Source organism: Halovulum sp. GXIMD14793 (assembly GCF_054457435.1).
In genome coordinates, this window is record NZ_JBTLNE010000049.1 from 1 (window position 1) to 14,685 (window position 14,685).

At 57.4% G+C, this 14,685-nt stretch carries 18 protein-coding genes and 1 tRNA gene; 2 read left to right on the forward strand and 17 right to left on the reverse strand.

Features of this window, described 5'->3' with window-relative positions; genetic code table 11:
* Nucleotides 1–218 precede the first annotated feature (218 nt).
* The 7 genes from ACW9UQ_RS13840 to ACW9UQ_RS13870 form a co-directional block, all read right to left on the reverse strand.
* A tRNA-Gln gene (locus tag ACW9UQ_RS13840) sits at nt 219–293 on the reverse strand.
* A 50-nt stretch (nt 294–343) separates the two neighbouring features.
* A complete protein-coding gene (gene kdsA, locus ACW9UQ_RS13845) occupies nt 344–1,177 on the reverse strand; it encodes a 3-deoxy-8-phosphooctulonate synthase (protein ID WP_458931611.1) in 834 nt (277 codons plus the stop codon).
* A gap of 6 nt (nt 1,178–1,183) precedes the next feature.
* Complete coding sequence (locus ACW9UQ_RS13850) at nt 1,184–2,704, reverse strand: capsule biosynthesis protein (protein WP_458931612.1); 1,521 nt, start codon at nt 2,702–2,704, stop codon at nt 1,184–1,186.
* 44 nt (nt 2,705–2,748) lie between these two features.
* A complete protein-coding gene (locus ACW9UQ_RS13855; protein ID WP_458931613.1) occupies nt 2,749–3,399 on the reverse strand; it encodes an ABC transporter ATP-binding protein in 651 nt (216 codons plus the stop codon).
* A 101-nt stretch (nt 3,400–3,500) separates the two neighbouring features.
* A complete protein-coding gene (locus tag ACW9UQ_RS13860) occupies nt 3,501–4,799 on the reverse strand; it encodes a Na+/H+ antiporter NhaA (protein ID WP_458931614.1) in 1,299 nt (432 codons plus the stop codon).
* Nucleotides 4,800–4,868: 69 nt separating this feature from the next.
* The gene (locus ACW9UQ_RS13865) at nt 4,869–5,897 is read right to left on the reverse strand and encodes a permease (RefSeq protein WP_458931615.1); all 1,029 of its coding nucleotides are present in this window, start codon (nt 5,895–5,897) and stop codon (nt 4,869–4,871) included.
* A complete protein-coding gene (locus ACW9UQ_RS13870; RefSeq protein ID WP_458931616.1) occupies nt 5,890–6,228 on the reverse strand; it encodes an ArsR/SmtB family transcription factor in 339 nt (112 codons plus the stop codon). The genes ACW9UQ_RS13865 and ACW9UQ_RS13870 overlap by 8 nt, the downstream gene beginning before the upstream one ends.
* Nucleotides 6,229–6,381: 153 nt before the next feature.
* On the opposite strand from ACW9UQ_RS13870, the gene ACW9UQ_RS13875 reads away from it, so the two are divergent.
* A complete protein-coding gene (locus ACW9UQ_RS13875) occupies nt 6,382–6,846 on the forward strand; it encodes a hypothetical protein (RefSeq protein ID WP_458931617.1) in 465 nt (154 codons plus the stop codon).
* Between the two features lie 2 nt (nt 6,847–6,848).
* Here the strand turns inward: ACW9UQ_RS13875 and ACW9UQ_RS13880 are convergent, their stop codons facing one another.
* The 10 genes from ACW9UQ_RS13880 to parE all read right to left on the reverse strand — a co-directional run bounded on the left by ACW9UQ_RS13880 (nt 6,849) and on the right by parE (nt 14,160).
* A complete protein-coding gene (locus ACW9UQ_RS13880; RefSeq protein WP_458931618.1) occupies nt 6,849–7,226 on the reverse strand; it encodes a type II toxin-antitoxin system death-on-curing family toxin in 378 nt (125 codons plus the stop codon).
* A gap of 14 nt (nt 7,227–7,240) precedes the next feature.
* Complete coding sequence (locus ACW9UQ_RS13885; RefSeq protein WP_458931619.1) at nt 7,241–7,480, reverse strand: type II toxin-antitoxin system Phd/YefM family antitoxin; 240 nt, start codon at nt 7,478–7,480, stop codon at nt 7,241–7,243.
* A gap of 143 nt (nt 7,481–7,623) precedes the next feature.
* Nucleotides 7,624–8,664 carry an aldo/keto reductase gene (locus tag ACW9UQ_RS13890; protein ID WP_458931620.1) on the reverse strand — a complete coding sequence of 347 codons (1,041 nt, stop codon included), beginning with the start codon at nt 8,662–8,664 and terminating at the stop codon, nt 7,624–7,626.
* 113 nt (nt 8,665–8,777) lie between these two features.
* Entirely contained in the window at nt 8,778–8,945 is a 168-nt protein-coding gene (locus ACW9UQ_RS13895; protein ID WP_458931621.1) for a hypothetical protein, read from the reverse strand.
* 185 nt (nt 8,946–9,130) lie between these two features.
* Entirely contained in the window at nt 9,131–9,682 is a 552-nt protein-coding gene (locus ACW9UQ_RS13900) for a thioredoxin family protein (protein ID WP_458931622.1), read from the reverse strand.
* 14 nt (nt 9,683–9,696) lie between these two features.
* Nucleotides 9,697–10,218 carry a hypothetical protein gene (locus ACW9UQ_RS13905; RefSeq protein ID WP_458931623.1) on the reverse strand — a complete coding sequence of 174 codons (522 nt, stop codon included), beginning with the start codon at nt 10,216–10,218 and terminating at the stop codon, nt 9,697–9,699.
* A gap of 63 nt (nt 10,219–10,281) precedes the next feature.
* Complete coding sequence (locus ACW9UQ_RS13910) at nt 10,282–10,794, reverse strand: toxin-activating lysine-acyltransferase (protein ID WP_458931624.1); 513 nt, start codon at nt 10,792–10,794, stop codon at nt 10,282–10,284.
* Nucleotides 10,788–11,705 (reverse strand): Hint domain-containing protein, encoded by a 918-nt coding sequence (locus ACW9UQ_RS13915; RefSeq protein WP_458931625.1) that lies wholly within the window; start codon nt 11,703–11,705, stop codon nt 10,788–10,790. The genes ACW9UQ_RS13910 and ACW9UQ_RS13915 overlap by 7 nt, the downstream gene beginning before the upstream one ends.
* Nucleotides 11,706–11,968: 263 nt before the next feature.
* On the reverse strand, nt 11,969–12,094 hold the full coding sequence (locus tag ACW9UQ_RS13920) for a hypothetical protein (RefSeq protein WP_458931626.1): 126 nt from the start codon (nt 12,092–12,094) through the stop codon (nt 11,969–11,971).
* Nucleotides 12,095–12,183: 89 nt separating this feature from the next.
* The gene (gene parE, locus ACW9UQ_RS13925; RefSeq protein ID WP_458931627.1) at nt 12,184–14,160 is read right to left on the reverse strand and encodes a DNA topoisomerase IV subunit B; all 1,977 of its coding nucleotides are present in this window, start codon (nt 14,158–14,160) and stop codon (nt 12,184–12,186) included.
* Nucleotides 14,161–14,325: 165 nt separating this feature from the next.
* Here parE and ACW9UQ_RS13930 point away from each other — a divergent pair, with 165 nt between their 5' ends.
* Nucleotides 14,326–14,634 carry a hypothetical protein gene (locus ACW9UQ_RS13930; protein ID WP_458931628.1) on the forward strand — a complete coding sequence of 103 codons (309 nt, stop codon included), beginning with the start codon at nt 14,326–14,328 and terminating at the stop codon, nt 14,632–14,634.
* Nucleotides 14,635–14,685 lie beyond the last annotated feature (51 nt).

Here is a 14,685-nt window from a genome sequence, read left to right on the forward strand (position 1 = left end):
CGCTACCGATGGGCTGGGATGCGCAGCAAGAGCGCATCGCAGGTCTCTAGACCACACTGCATCCCGTATCGCCGAAATCGCCCGCCCAGACTCTCGTGGTATTACACGCTCGAATATCGGCCATAAAGCGTCTGTCGGAAAACCACGACCCGCTAACCTGCGGAAACCACGGCACTACCTGCGCCCAGACACGATATCGTCAGTTTGATAGGAAAGGCTGGCTGGGGTGGCAGGATTCGAACCTGCGCATGGCGGTACCAAAAACCGCTGCCTTACCGCTTGGCTACACCCCAACAGTGTGTGGTGTCATAGCGCCCACGCGCTCGGGCTGCAAGCCCGTCTGTCAAATCCGTACCGGGTTCGCTTTGGCCAGGCGGTCAAATTCCATCAGCGAGCTGACCAGGGATGGCATCTGGTCCAGGAAGATCATGTTGGGGCCATCGCAAGGCGCATTTTCCGGGTCCTGATGTGTTTCCATAAACACGGCGGCGACGCCCAAGCTTACGGCCGCGCGGGCCATTACCGGCGCAAATTCGCGTTGCCCACCCGATGAGCCGCCATGGCCGCCGGGTTGCTGTACGGAGTGCGTGGCGTCCATCACCACAGGGTAACCGGTTTGCGCCATCTGCGGCAGCCCGCGCATATCTGCGACAAGTGTGTTGTAGCCAAAGGACGTTCCCCGGTCTGTCAACAAGATGCGGTCATTGCCGGTCGAGGCTACCTTGGCGGCGACATTCGGCATCTCCCATGGGGCAAGGAACTGGCCTTTCTTGATGTTGATGACGGCACCCGTGCTGCCTGCGGCCAGCAAAAGGTCGGTCTGACGGCAAAGAAAGGCAGGGATTTGCAGGATATCGACCACCTCGGCCACCGGGGCGCATTGCGCCTCGTTGTGGATATCCGTCAGGACCGGGCAGCCGATCTGCGCTTTGACATCTGCCAGTACCGACAGGCCTTCCTCCATGCCGAGGCCGCGTTTGCCGGACAGGGATGTGCGGTTCGCCTTGTCATAGGACGCCTTGAAGACGTAGCCAGCCCCAGCATCGGCGCAGGCCTTGGCCATGGTTTCGGCAATCATCAGGGCATGATCGCGGGTTTCCAATTGGCAGGGGCCCGCGATGATCACCAGCGGGGCATCATTGGAGAAGGCGACATCGCCAACGGTCACGGTTTTCATCATCTTTCAAACACTCACTTGTTCGCGCAGGATGGATATGGTCAGCGATGCCATGATGTAGATCGCGCAAAAGACCAGGAACGCCATCGCAGTGCTTTCCAGTTTCTTAGGGTAGGTGGGTTCAACGGGGGCCACGGGGCGCACCGCCAGAGACAGATAGCGCACCTGGCGTTCAGCCTCCAGACGGGATGCTTCCATCGCGGCCAGCGATTCCTTTTCCAGCAACTGTCGGGTTTCCAGGTCGGTCTGCGCGGCCAGCAGTTCTGCGCCGATACGGGCCAGCGAGATACTGCCCTCATTCGCTTCGGTCAGATCGGCGCGGCGTTGATCAATCCGTTCGCGCAATCGGCCCAACTCGCGCCGCAGCACATCGACCTGTGTCTGGTTCGGGCGGGGGTTATCGAGGATTTCCTGAAGCGCCAGTTCTCTTTCAACGAACTGCACCTCAAGCTGCTGAATGATCGACATCTGGCTTTGAAGTTCCACATCCGCACTCAGAACCCCGCGCTGCTGTTGCAGTTCCAGAACCTTTTGCTGTGCCTGAAGGCGTTTGGCCTCCATATCGCGATAGCGAGCCTCGGCTTGCTCCATACGGTCGCCGCGCGCTGCACGGCTGAGGGTATCAACGCGTTCCTCAGCATATCGCACGAGCGCTTCGGCGAAAATCTGCGAGGTTTTCGGATCGGCAGCAACCACCGTCATACGGATCACGCCCTCAGTCGGATCATAACCTATCTTCACCTTTTTGGAGTAAAGCTTGTAGGCCTCGTCCGGCGTCGGCTCAGCCGAAAGGCGCTGAATGGAGTCTATCTCAGGATTGAGGAAATGCTCCGTAAAGCCATGGTCTCTCTCCAGTAGGCCAAACGCCTCACGCGATTGCAGATAATCCTGAACAACGACGCTATCTTGTGATGTGGCAAAGCCAGTACCGGCGAGAATACCGCCGAGCCCCCCACCGCCAGACGACAAAGAATCCGCAGTTTGGATCACAAAGGCGGAGTTGGTTTCGTACATTTCCGTGGCAACAGCCCAGTAATAATAACCGACGATCCAGGTGGGCAGGAACACAAAGACAGTCAGCCGAAGCAACAGACGCTGCAACTTGCGGCGACGGCGGCGAACCAGATTGCGCTGGATCTTGGCGATCTGTTCGTCACGTTCGCGCTTCATCCGCTGAACCCGGGCCTGTTTCACCTTGTCAGGCACGTTCTCGGCGTCGGTCCGTTCTGCGGGCAGTTTCTCGGCTTGTTCCTCCGCGGCCTTTCGTTTTTCAGCTTCGCGCTGCTCGTTCAGGGTAATCACGTCAACGCCGCGATCCGCGAGTGCCCGCAGCGCTTCGTCGCCATTTCGAGCCTCCAGCCCCAGTTGGCGCACTTTGCGCAACGCGATGCGCTTGTGCCTAGGGTGCACATTACGACCCTGCGGATCAACATAAGGGGGGATATCCGTATCCTGCCCGCCATCCACACTGACAGGTTTGGGCACTACTTTGCCCTTATCTGCATTGTTTTCTTGACCGTCAGCCACCATGCAAATCCTGTTCACACCGCCCGACACGGCCGCGGTGATCCTCAATCATAGTCATACATCTCCTTCGCATCCTCAAGCCGGTCAAACGTGTATAGCTGACCATCGCGCAACACAGCGGCGGAGCTGCAGTATTTTTCCAATGTTTTGGCCTGATGCGATACCATGACAACCGTACCGTTATGAAGCCGTTCTTCCAGAATACCGGCAGCCCGGCGTGAGAACGCTCTGTCAAAGCTTGTCGGGAGGCCTTCGTCAATCAGGTATATGTCAAAGTCCAAAGACAACATCAGCGCAAAGGTAAATCGGGATCGCATGCCAGAGCTGTAGGTCGCGAGCGGCATTTCGAAGTATTCCCCAATCCCGGCCAAATGGCGGCAAAACGCCTCGGTCTCATCGGGATCATTGTCATAGAGCCGCGAGATATAGCGGACATTTTCCTTGGCGCTTTGCTTGCGCTGCACGCCAGCAACCGTACCCAGTGGGAATGAGATGCGGGAGGTGCGGGTGATCCGGCCCTCGTCCGGCTTTTCCAGTCCCGCCATCATATTGACCAGCGTGGTTTTCCCGGTGCCATTAGGGGCCAGAATGCCCATGGAGTTGCCGAGTTCGACTGAAAAGGTCGCGCGATCAAGGATCACCTTGCGCTGTCTGCCGGTCCAGAAGGATTTACTGACATTGTCGAACTTGATCATGAAACCTGTTCCGGGACGGCATCCGCCGCAAAGCTGTCGGTCCGTCCTGCAAAAGCGCTATATCCGGGCTTAGTTTAGCCCGGAACCCCGGATATGTCAGGTCAGTTCTCCTGTTTGCGGACCCCGATGATTTTTGCCGCTGCAAAGGACATGAGCGCGGCAGCAAAACTGAACAAGGCACCCATTTTTGCGGCATCCTTCACCGGACCTGCTTCGAAGGCCACCGAGGCGACAAAAAGCGACACGGTAAAGCCGATGGCCGCAACGCATCCCAGGATAAACAGATCCCCCATAGTCATACCTTGCGGTAGGCCAAGACGCATCGGAACGGCAGCGATCCAGCCCATCAGGAAAATCCCAAGTGGTTTGCCGATCAGAAGACCGGCCAGAACCAGCCAGGTCGCCTCACCAATGGCTGAGAACTCAACACCGGCATTCATCAACCCAAACAGGAACAACACGATTTCCACCGGGTGTTTCAGGATATGTTCGATATGGTTCAACAGATCGGTCAGGTGTTCCTCGGCCGCTGCAAAGATGCCAAAGGCGCGGTCCGCATGTGGGATGGTCGCTACGATTGGCAACAGGCCCAGGGCAGGGTGGATGCCACTTTCCTGAAAGCCGAACCAGCACACGGCTCCGGCAATCAGATAAGGCCAAAAGGACAGTTTCTGTCGCACCCAGGTAGAGTTCGGGCGCTCCTGATTACCGCGATCCATCTTGCGCGGTAGCCAGTTGGCCAGCAGATACACAGCCAGTGCGGCACCAAACGAAACCAGCAGCCATTGCGGGGCCAATTCGCCGGAGGGATAGAAAATGGCCAGAATGATCAGTCCTGCGGCATCATCTGCGATGGCCAGCAGCAGCAGAAAGCGGACCGCTGGGTGGCCTGCGCCAAAGATCACACGGCCGACCAGATAGGAAAACGCGATATCTGTGGCAGTGGGGATGGCCCAGCCGTTAAAGACCGCAGAATAGGTCTCGGACCCCAGAACCGCGGCCAGCCCCAGATAGACGGCAATCGGCCCGAACATCCCGCCGGAGGTTGCGATCAGAGGCGTCAGTGCCTTGCGCCCGCGCAGTGAGCCCGATTTCAGCGCCACGGCCTCCCATACCTCTTTGCCGGCGATGGCAAAGAAGAAGGCCATAAGAACGTCGTTGACCAGATAATGCAGCGACAAGACGCGCTCTGGCCCAGGGGCCACAACCTCGGCCGCGCCATGGCCCCAGGTTTTGGCCCAAAGGTCATACGGCGCGCCGATCAGGTTATTGGCCCAAAGCGGCATATCAACGAAATGGTGGTAGGAATGGGGGCTAACATTGGCCCATATCAGCGCAATCACCGCACCGATGATCAGCAGAAGCGAGTAGTTGGCCAAGAAGTTCCAGACGCGGTACATACGCTGCCCCTTTTTCAAGTTTCGCATTGAATAGGGCAGAATTAAGGGGGCCGCAACCGGCCCCCGGCGTCAGGCGATTGCCCCCCAAACCATCCCGGCAATCAGCGAACCGGCAAAGGCAAACCCTAGATATCCAACGAACACTCTGGGTTTGACCAGCGCCCAGACCGCTATCGCTGCCGGAATGCAGGATACGCCGCCTGCAAGAACGAAGCTCATCGCCGCACCAGGGGCCATGCCCTGCTCCAGCAGACCAGACAGAAGCGGCACGGCGGCATAGCCATTCAGATAGGCCGGGCCGCCGATCAGCGCACCCAGCGCAACCGTCCCCAGACCGTCACCACCCAGTGCGCCAGCGATCATTTCAGCCGGGATGTGGCGGATCATCAGCGCCTCAATCAGATAGGCAAGCGCAAGCCATTTCAGCAGGAACAGGGCGTTTTCAATAGCCGTATTCCAGAAGGTCTGTGTGCGGGCGGGCTCTGTCCAGAACTGCCAGACAGGTTTGCCCTCAAACGGCTTGTCGGTAGAACAACAGCTGCCACAACCCTTTGGCTTTTGAGGCTTCAGCGGGTCGGCAAAAGCTGGTGTACTAGATAGCAGCATCACCCCAAAGCCACCGAACATGCCCAGAGCAATGGCCGACAGGGTCTTGGCAATGGCAAAATCAAGCCCCAAACCCGCTGCGGTGATAGTGAACATTGCAGGGTCCATCAGCGGAGAGGACAGCCAAAACGCCATCACCGCCCCCAAAGGCGCACCAAGGGCAAGCATTGCGGCGACGAAAGGAATGACCTCGCAAGAGCAGAAGGGGGATAAGCCACCCAATAGCGCGGCCATCACGATCATGCGCGGTTGGCTGCCGGTAAAGGCTTTTGCCAGCAGCGTCTCGGCCCCGGTCGCCTTCAGATAGGCGACGGCCAGCACAGCAAAGCCAATGAAAATCGCCGTATGCGCCAGCGATCCCAGCATATCGCGCACCACACCGATAAAATCCGGCGGTGTTACCACGGCGACCACCGCCAGAATGATTGCGATGACAATCCAGACGCGGTCGATCCGCAGGGGCATGCGGGTGGGGATGCTGGTTTCAGCCATGGGAATGTCCTTTGTCGGGGTTGCTGGTCTCGGCACAGCAATTCAGCAGAAGATAATGCGAAAGATGTTCAACGCGCTCAAACGCGGCCATCGACAGGATGGAGCGCCCCTCGCGCCGTTGCGTGACCAGACCGGATTGGGTCAGAAAACGCAGGTGATGGGTCAGGGTGGACGCCCCAATGCCGGTCCGCTGGGCCAGATCACCAGCCGCCAGACCATCAGGCCCAGCCGCGACGAGGGCTTGCAACACGGCCAGCCGCTGTTCAGATCCAAGGGCGGCAAAGGCTTGCGCCGCCTCTTCAATATCGAGAGTTCTGTCAATCGCTTTCATATTTATATAATTATCGAATCATCAAAATATGTCAAGCCGCTTGCCTCACGCCAACAGATCACCGATTGTCCGCGAATGATACGCTTTCTGGCTTTTCTCCTATTCCCCGGTTTTGCTTTGGCAGCCCCCGGATTTTCGCCGGAGGCAAAGGATATGCTGCAACTTTGCCGCTTTGCCTGGGCAGGACTGGCGCAGGTCGAAACGTATGCGATGCCAGGCGACACCACGCTGGAACTGGTGTTCTACGGCGACAATCTGGCCGAGTTGCGTCAGTCGACAGCAAACCACGACCTGGTGATCTGCTATCGCCAGAAAGGCTGGCCTATGGTCGCTGTTACCCGGGACTGGTCCCCATCGCAGCGTATCTGCACTGCGACAGGCCAGCCGATCCCGTTGCCAGAGAATGGCCCGCTGCAGGTATCCTTGCAAAAGCTGACAAGCCTGGCAACGAATGGCCCGTTTTCGTCGGAGCTTTCAGTGTATCTTGGCACCCAACCGCAGCCGGCAGAAGCCTATTGCGGGTCACCGGAAAACCTTGAGGGGTTCTTGCGGGCATCTGAGTATCTTGTCCCGGCCGATGAAGCGTTGCGTCAACTGGCTCCGATCAGGGATCAGTGATCTTATGTCCGTAAAGGCCGGGAATATCGGCGGAAGTGTTCGGCGACATCCGCGCCGCTGATATGACCTTGTCCAAACGCTTCCATCAGCTCTGCGTGTTCATGCGCCTTGGCCTGATCCAGATGATAGCCATTTAACATAAGAAAGAAGTCAGCGGTCGCAAAAGCCGTGCGCTTATTCCCATCCAAAAATGGATGATTGCGGGCAATACCCTCAGCATAGCTGGCTGCAAGCCGAAAATAGTCGACTTCACCATAAGCGTTTAAATTCTGGGGACGCGCCAATGCCGATTCCAGCAAGGCAGCGTCCCGCAGCCCATATGAGCCGCCCCCGATTTGGATCATCACGTTATGGATCGTTTCAACATCATCGCGCGACACCCAGTTTGGTCCCATCAACGCTTGGCCAATTCGATGATCGTATCGCGGTGATATTCGGCGCGTTCAAGGATCATACGCTTGCGGTCATTGCTTGGCCCATCGGCAGCATCTCCCGTCAACCGGCGGTATTCTTCCGCCGAGATCAGAACGAGGCTATCACCCTGTTGGCCTGTGATAATGACGGGTTCCCGCAGCGCAAAGTCGCTGTATGTGCCGAGGTTATTCTTGAACTCTGTTGCCGAAACGCGGGTCATAGCGGCCTCCATCTATCACGCGCGTATTATTCTCAAAATTGGACAATTGTCCAATTTTAAGACACATAAACAGTCAGATCCGTTTACAAAAAAACGCAATAGATTGAGCACCTAGCGGTGGGAGCGAAGTCGGTCAGCATGACTCAATAAACCAATTGGCGTTCCTTGTGCAGTGCGGTGATCGCCTCGAGCGCGTCTTCTGACAGCGTTACATCCGCGCCGGTCATTGCCTCCTTCAACTGATCCAGATGTGTAGCGCCCAGAATGACCGAGGTCATGAAGGGCCGGGACAGGCAGAAGGCAATGGCCATCTGGACTGGTGTCATGCCGTGGTCGCGGGCCAATGCCGCATAGCGGTCGGCCAGCTTAATGGCCGCCTCGGTCCGCCGCCCACCGATTTCGGGCTGGCGATCGCCGCGTGACCCTTGCGGAGCTGCGCCATCGGAATATTTGCCCGATAGAATGCCGCCAGCGGTCGGGGTATAAGCCAACAGGCCGACATCCTCGTGATGGCTCATCTCGGCCATGTCCAGATCAAAAGTACGATAGAGCAGAGAGTATTCGTTCTGCACCGAGGCCACACGTGGCAAGCCCTGATCTTCGGCGATTTTCAGGAACTGCATCGTGCCCCAGCACGTCTCATTCGACAGGCCGATGGCGCGAATCTTGCCCGCTTCGACCTGACGCCCCAACTCGCCCAACGTATCGGCGATGTCCTGTGTTACATCCCGCGGCTGCTGCGACGGATCGTAATCCCAGTTCCGGCGAAAATGGTAATGGCCACGGTTCGGCCAATGTATCTGATAAAGATCGACATAGTCGGTCTGCAGTCGTTTAAGCGAACCGTCGACCGAGTTGCGTATCTTTTCGGGACAGACCGGGATGCCGTTTTGTATCCAGTCAATATGCGTCCCGGCAACCTTGGTGGCCAGAATGACCCGATCGCGATTTTGTCTGGCGGCGACCCAATTGCCGATGATCGTTTCTGTATCGCCCTGGGTTTCCGCCTTGAGCGGCACCGTGGGATAGACCTCAGCGGTGTCAATGAAATCAATGCCATGCGCCAGCGCATGATCCATCTGCGCAAACGCCTCTTCCTGCGTGTTTTGATGACCCCATGTCATCGAGCCAAGGCACAGCCCCGGCACGGTCAGGCCGGTGCGTCCGAGCAGTTTGCGTTTCATCGGAAGGCTCCGTTTCTGGGGGGTGTTCGGCCACACCCTAAACCGCAATATCCGAAATACAAGGCCCGCGCCAAATGGGGAGCGGCGCGGGCCATCCGGTGCTGTCTGGCGGATCAGATATCAGCCAGATAACCCCGGATCACTTCTGCCATCCGCTCGGGGCTGAGAATCGGAGGCAGAAGCGTCTGCACATGGCCTTGACCAACGGTCAGGTAGATAAAGCGGCCATGGGCATAGACGGGCTTGTCGTCAGGTGTGCGGAAGATTTCCTCGATTTTCACCTGAAACTGGGCCTAGGCCAGATCATCGCCCAGAAGGCTTAGCATTTCTCCAAGGGCTGGCGATGCGAATGCCAACAGGGATGCAATTGCTACAGAACGCATATGAGAATCTCCCGAAGCGGTATCAATTTCGGGAGAAGCATAATGCGATTTTGCACCAAAACCTCTTCAGGAGTTCGTGAGCGTCAGGTGGGCTTCCATTTGATGGAGCACCCCATAGAAGGGACCTGATCACGCGGGCCATGACCGGTTTCGGCGACCTGTCCCATCGCCTCATAAAGATCGCGGGGCGCGTCATCCACGGGTTTGGCGCGACTGGCATCCAGGCGGCCCCGATATTGCAGACCGCCTTGCGCATCAAATCCAAAGAAATCCGGCGTGCAGACGGCATCATAGGCCCAGGCCATGGCCTGACTTTCGTCATGCAGATACGGAAAGGGCAGGGCATGGGTTTGTGCCAACACCTGCATATTTGCGAAACTGTCGTCGGGATAGGCTACCGCATCGTTGGAGCATATCCCTGCAACGCCGATCCCCAAGGCCTGCAAATCCCTCGCGTCACGGATCAGCTTGTCCAGGATCGCCAGAACATAGGGACAATGATTGCACATAAAGACGATCAGCGTGCCCTTTGGCCCGGCGATATCAGCAAAGCTATAGGTCTTTCCATCGGTGGCGGGCAGGGTGAAATCCGGGGCCTTCCAGCCAAAATCGCAGACGGGCGGTGTTGCGGCCATGGGTGGTCTCCGTATCAGCTGACGGGCATGATCCAGCCAGTCAAAGGTTCCAGTTTGGTCAACATAACATAAGCCGCCGCTGCTGCGATGGCCATGGCTGCGCGGAGCGCCTTTGGCTTCAGTAGACCGACGAGAATAAGCAAGACGGACATAATAACAAGAAAGCTGGCGATCTGCTCTGTCCCGGCCCAAAGAAAACCCAACGCAGCAAGCTTGATCACCGCACCGCCTATTCTGACCGTTTTTGAGATAAGCAAGCCGACGACAAAAATGGTCGCAGCTAAGAGGGCTGGTATGCAACCCGGCTGGGTCATTAGAAACCAGGGAAGGTACAAGACCAGCAGTCCAAGAGACACAGCGTTATCTACCTTGCGGTAAAGCAAGTCCGACAGCGCCCCAAGACCAAAAAGCCCTACCGCCGCCAGGCCGATACCCAACACCGCCGTGTCCCGCATCGGCAAATCGCGTTGCCACAAAAGCCATGCAATGGCAGCAAGAAGAACGACGATGGCGGGCGTGATGATTTTTCGATGCATAACGTGGTATTCAGCCGATAAAGACCGGCTTGTCCAGATGCCAACCCCGCTATGCGAAACCGTCTAAAGGCTATCGGGCGACAGCAACCTGAAATCGCGACTGCCATCGGCAGACCGTTTGGTCTCGGCGATCCGGCGCACCTCACCCTCGGGGCCAAGCCGCATGTAACGGAACGCCCGGTCCTTGAAACCGGTTTCCATAACCCAACGCATCACGGTCGCCTCGATCCGGTAGTTGCGATAGGGCGACAGCCAGTCGATCACCCAGGGAATATCACCGGATTGCCAGTCAGTCGGCTGTAAGCCCTTGCGCTCCACCACATAGCGATGCTGCGCCTCTTTGCTAAGCGACGCCCAGCTCATCGCCGCGCGCGGGAACCCGTCAAATTTGAAAACCCAGACCTGTTCCAGATGCGCAGGCGGCTCCCACCACTTCCGCAGCGATCCAAGGCTTTGACGCATATGGGATGGGCTGCGCATCGCCAGATAGAAAACATCGCCGAGGTTCTTAAGAACCTCGGGTTTGGGCTTTTCCGGATCGGGGTAGGGTCGCGCCTTTTTCTGCTGGTCTAGCACGCCAGCAGGCTCGCCTCTGAGACGGTCAGCGGCATGCGCACTGGTGGTCCATAGGAGGCCGGGTTGTCACGCAATTCCGAGAACAGTTCAAGCACCTCATTGCGTACAGCTTGTTCCAGCGCGTCCAGACCGGCGGCTGCAGGGTGGAAGCTTTCGCTTGGCACGCCTTCGGATGTCACGATTTCATGGCGATCAAACATGATGTGCCAATAGGTGACAGGCCCGGCGTCGGCCCGATAAATCGTGTCACCATTCACCATGTCCTTGGCCGCAACCAGCACTTCCTTTTCGCCGAACAGCGCCTCGGCCCGCCAGCCGGTCATCAGCATGCGGTGGTGCGGGGAAACGCGCAACTCTGCCGTGTTGCCAATCGCCCCGGGGACAAAGACCACAGGGGCCATCCCAGATGGCGCATCAATCGTCCGATGCCCAACCCAACGCACCGGCAAAGCGCCGCTGTCCCGGGTTGAGACCAGATCACCAACGGTCAGGTCCTGCACGGCACGTGGGCCAGCCGGGGTCGAAATGCGGGCTCCTTCGACAAAACAGGTGAAGGTAATGGTGACGGTGTCGGTGTCAGAAAATTCAGTGCCAAAGAAATCGGTGGCATCGCCCGTCACCTGAAATGTAAACGTATCCCCGAATGAGGCCGTCCCATTTGATGTAAAGGTCCAAGTCCCATCGGTCGCATTGAAGGTAAAAGTCCCATAGGTTGTCGCCGGTGCGTTAAATGTATAGCTGTCAGCTTCCCCGGCAGCGCCGCCAAATGGGCCAATCGTTTCCACATCAAAATCACCGGTGATGGAAGACCCTGAACTAACGTCCAGCGTTCCATCCCACTGGTCTCTGCTGTCTTCGTCACCCGACCCGGTCGTGTTACCGCTCAGGTCGCTGATATTGTACGTTCCCATTATCGTCCCTCACGACAATTGTATCAATACAGCCAGATGATAGACGAACACCATCGCCTAATATTTAAAGCTATTAGACCTGACTGTTTCCTATTTAACTAACACGTTTTGAGCTATTATTGAAACGTCGTTCACACAAGAAGTGTCGCGAACCCGATAAAACGGCAAGCTTTCGCTTAAGCCCGCCCCGATCTAACCTACAACCCAGGATTGCTTAAGGTCTGCCCGTTTTAATTGGTTCAGCACTGCAAGAGATCTAAGATCTAAGTTCTGTCCTGATCCGCATCTTTTCCCACCTCACCCACCGGTGTGAAAACACGGGTTTTGGAGCCGTCGTTATAGGCCACGCAGGCCGAAAGCAGGGGAAGTAACAGAATCAGAAAACGCATGGCGAACTCCTTTCGGTTTCATGGGGCTGTGCGGCTGCGCAACCTGATCATGAGTCGCCCGAGGCGTTCGAAAGGTTCAGCATCCGGCTTTAGACATCCACCTCACCCACAAACCGCGCGTTCTCCTGAATATATTCAAACCGCAGCTCAGGTTTCTTACCCATCAGGCGTTCGACCAGATCGCCGGTTTCGCCCGGTTCATCCTCGTCGATACTGACCCGGATCAGGCGGCGGGTTTCGGGGTTCATGGTGGTTTCTTTCAGGTCCTTGGCGTCCATCTCGCCCAGCCCTTTGAAGCGAGAGACCATCATTTTAGCATTACCACCAAGGCCGCGCTCCAGAATGGCGTCGCGCTCGGCCTCTGTTGTGGCATAGGCGCGGCGGGCGCCTTGCGTGACTTTGTAAAGCGGCGGGCAGGCGAGGTAGAGGTGCCCGTGGTCGATCAGCGGGCGCATCTGGGTGAAGAACAGCGTCATCAGCAGGCTGGCGATATGCGCGCCATCAACATCGGCATCGGTCATGATGATGATCTTTTCATAGCGCAGATCATCAATGTTGAACTTGCTGCCCAGCCCGACGCCCATGGCCTGGCAGAGATCGGAAATCTCGGCGTTCTGATGCAGTTTGGAGGCCGCCGCCCCCAGCACATTCAGCACCTTGCCGCGCAGGGGCAGCATGGCTTGTGTCTTGCGGTCGCGCGCCTGTTTGGCTGAGCCGCCCGCGCTGTCACCCTCAACAATGAACAACTCCGTCCCTTCACGGGAATTGGCCGAACAATCAGTCAGCTTCCCGGGCAGGCGCAGTTTCTTGGTGGCGGATTTTCGCGCGGTTTCCTTTTCCTGCCGCCGACGCAGGCGTTCCTCGGCCCGCAGCACCAGAAAATCAAGGATGGCCCCGGCGGATTTGGTGTCCGAGGCAAGCCAGTTGTCAAAATGGTCCCGGACGGAGTTCTCCACCATCCGCTGGGCCTCTGTCGTGGCCAGACGATCCTTGGTCTGACCGACAAATTCAGGATCACGGATAAAGCAGGAGACCAGCGCCCCAGCACCCCCCATCAGATCCTCACGCGTGATCGAGGCGGCTTTCTTGTTCGACACCAACTCGCCATAGGCTTTGATGCCTTTCAGGATGGCAGCCCAGAACCCGGCCTCATGCGTGCCGCCCTCGGGCGTGGGAATGGTGTTACAATAGGACTGGATGAAACCATCGCGGGACGGCGACCAGTTGATCGCCCATTCCACCTTGCCCGGTGCGTTAAATTTTTCTTTGAATTCCACCGATCCGGCAAAAGGACGGTCGGAATAGGTTGTGGTCTCGGCCAGGCGTTCGGACAGGTAATCCGACAGGCCACCGGGGAAGTGAAATGTCGCTTCGCGCGGCGTTTCGCCATCATCAATGGCGGTTTTCCAGCGGATCTCCACGCCCGAGAACAGATAGGCCTTGGATCGGGCCATTTTGAACAGGCGCGCGGGCTTAAGCTTCAGCGAGCCGAAAATTTCCGGGTCGGGATGAAAGGTGACCACGGTGCCGCGCCGGTTCGGGGTGCCGCCGATATGGGTCAGTGGCAGTGTGGGGAAGCCCTTGGAGAACTCCATCGCGTGGACCTCCTTGTTGCGTGCCACCTCGACCCGCAGGAAATCGGACAGGGCGTTGACCACCGACGATCCGACCCCGTGCAATCCGCCCGAGGTTTCGTAATTGTCCCCGGTGAACTTGCCGCCCGCATTAAGCGTGCAAAAGATGATCTCCAACGCCGATTTCGTCGGATCCTTGGGATGCGGGTCAGTAGGAATACCCCGGCCGTTGTCGCGCACCGTGACATGACCATTTTCGTGCAGTTCAACCTCGATCCAGTTGGCGTGGCCAGCGACGGCCTCATCCATCGAGTTATCAACGATTTCCGCCACCATATGATGCAGCGCGCGATCATCCTTACCGCCGATATACATACCCGGGCGCAGCCGGACATGTTCCATATCTTCAAGCACCTGGATGGAATTTGCATCATAGTTGCCGGATTTCGGGGCGCCGTCCTCAAACAGGTCCTTGGCCATATCACTGCTCATGTTCTGATTCTTGATTGATGATATTGTGTCATACCTAGGGCACAGACGACAACATGTTGTGGGTTTTCCACACGTCAGACCTTTTTTTGTTAGATACGCCCGCTCATTCATGCTTCACTAGGGCGGGTGCAAGCTAATGCACTGTTACCTAAGTGGGGAAAGAACATGGAAGCAATCCTACCATATATCATCCAATTCATCTCGGGCGCCGTTGGTGGCGGAGTTGTCGGAAGCATGTTGAAAAAGGCGGCCATGGGCCTTCTGCCAAAACTGCTGGCAGGCGGCGTCGGCGGGATTGCCGGCGGCACTGGACTGGGCGCCATTCTTGGCGGTGCAGCAGGTGCTGCAACTGGCGGTGACGCGGCAACCGGCATGGAGATGGGCGGCATGCTTGAAAATATCGGCGGCGGCGCTGTTGGTGGCGGCGCTCTGACTGCCATCCTTGGGATGGTCATGGGCGGGAAAAAGTCCTGACTGGATACCAATTAATGAGGGGCGCGATACTGCGCCCCTCAATACATTTTG

Bases quoted from the DNA above. Each gene is read 5' to 3' on its own strand.
- ACW9UQ_RS13905 (WP_458931623.1), bottom strand. From the start codon at position 10,218: ATGCATCGAAAAATCATCACGCCCGCCATCGTCGTTCTTCTTGCTGCC.
- kdsA (WP_458931611.1), bottom strand. From the start codon at position 1,177: ATGAAAACCGTGACCGTTGGCGATGTCGCCTTCTCCAATGATGCCCCG.
- ACW9UQ_RS13885 (WP_458931619.1), bottom strand. From the start codon at position 7,480: ATGACCCGCGTTTCGGCAACAGAGTTCAAGAATAACCTCGGCACATAC.
- ACW9UQ_RS13920 (WP_458931626.1), bottom strand. From the start codon at position 12,094: ATGCGTTTTCTGATTCTGTTACTTCCCCTGCTTTCGGCCTGCGTGGCC.
- ACW9UQ_RS13900 (WP_458931622.1), bottom strand. From the start codon at position 9,682: ATGGCCGCAACACCGCCCGTCTGCGATTTTGGCTGGAAGGCCCCGGAT.
- ACW9UQ_RS13915 (WP_458931625.1), bottom strand. From the start codon at position 11,705: ATGGGAACGTACAATATCAGCGACCTGAGCGGTAACACGACCGGGTCG.
- parE (WP_458931627.1), bottom strand. From the start codon at position 14,160: ATGAGCAGTGATATGGCCAAGGACCTGTTTGAGGACGGCGCCCCGAAA.
- ACW9UQ_RS13870 (WP_458931616.1), bottom strand. From the start codon at position 6,228: ATGAAAGCGATTGACAGAACTCTCGATATTGAAGAGGCGGCGCAAGCC.
- ACW9UQ_RS13865 (WP_458931615.1), bottom strand. From the start codon at position 5,897: ATGGCTGAAACCAGCATCCCCACCCGCATGCCCCTGCGGATCGACCGC.
- ACW9UQ_RS13855 (WP_458931613.1), bottom strand. From the start codon at position 3,399: ATGATCAAGTTCGACAATGTCAGTAAATCCTTCTGGACCGGCAGACAG.
- ACW9UQ_RS13860 (WP_458931614.1), bottom strand. From the start codon at position 4,799: ATGTACCGCGTCTGGAACTTCTTGGCCAACTACTCGCTTCTGCTGATC.
- ACW9UQ_RS13930 (WP_458931628.1), top strand. From the start codon at position 14,326: ATGGAAGCAATCCTACCATATATCATCCAATTCATCTCGGGCGCCGTT.
- ACW9UQ_RS13890 (WP_458931620.1), bottom strand. From the start codon at position 8,664: ATGAAACGCAAACTGCTCGGACGCACCGGCCTGACCGTGCCGGGGCTG.
- ACW9UQ_RS13875 (WP_458931617.1), top strand. From the start codon at position 6,382: ATGCTGCAACTTTGCCGCTTTGCCTGGGCAGGACTGGCGCAGGTCGAA.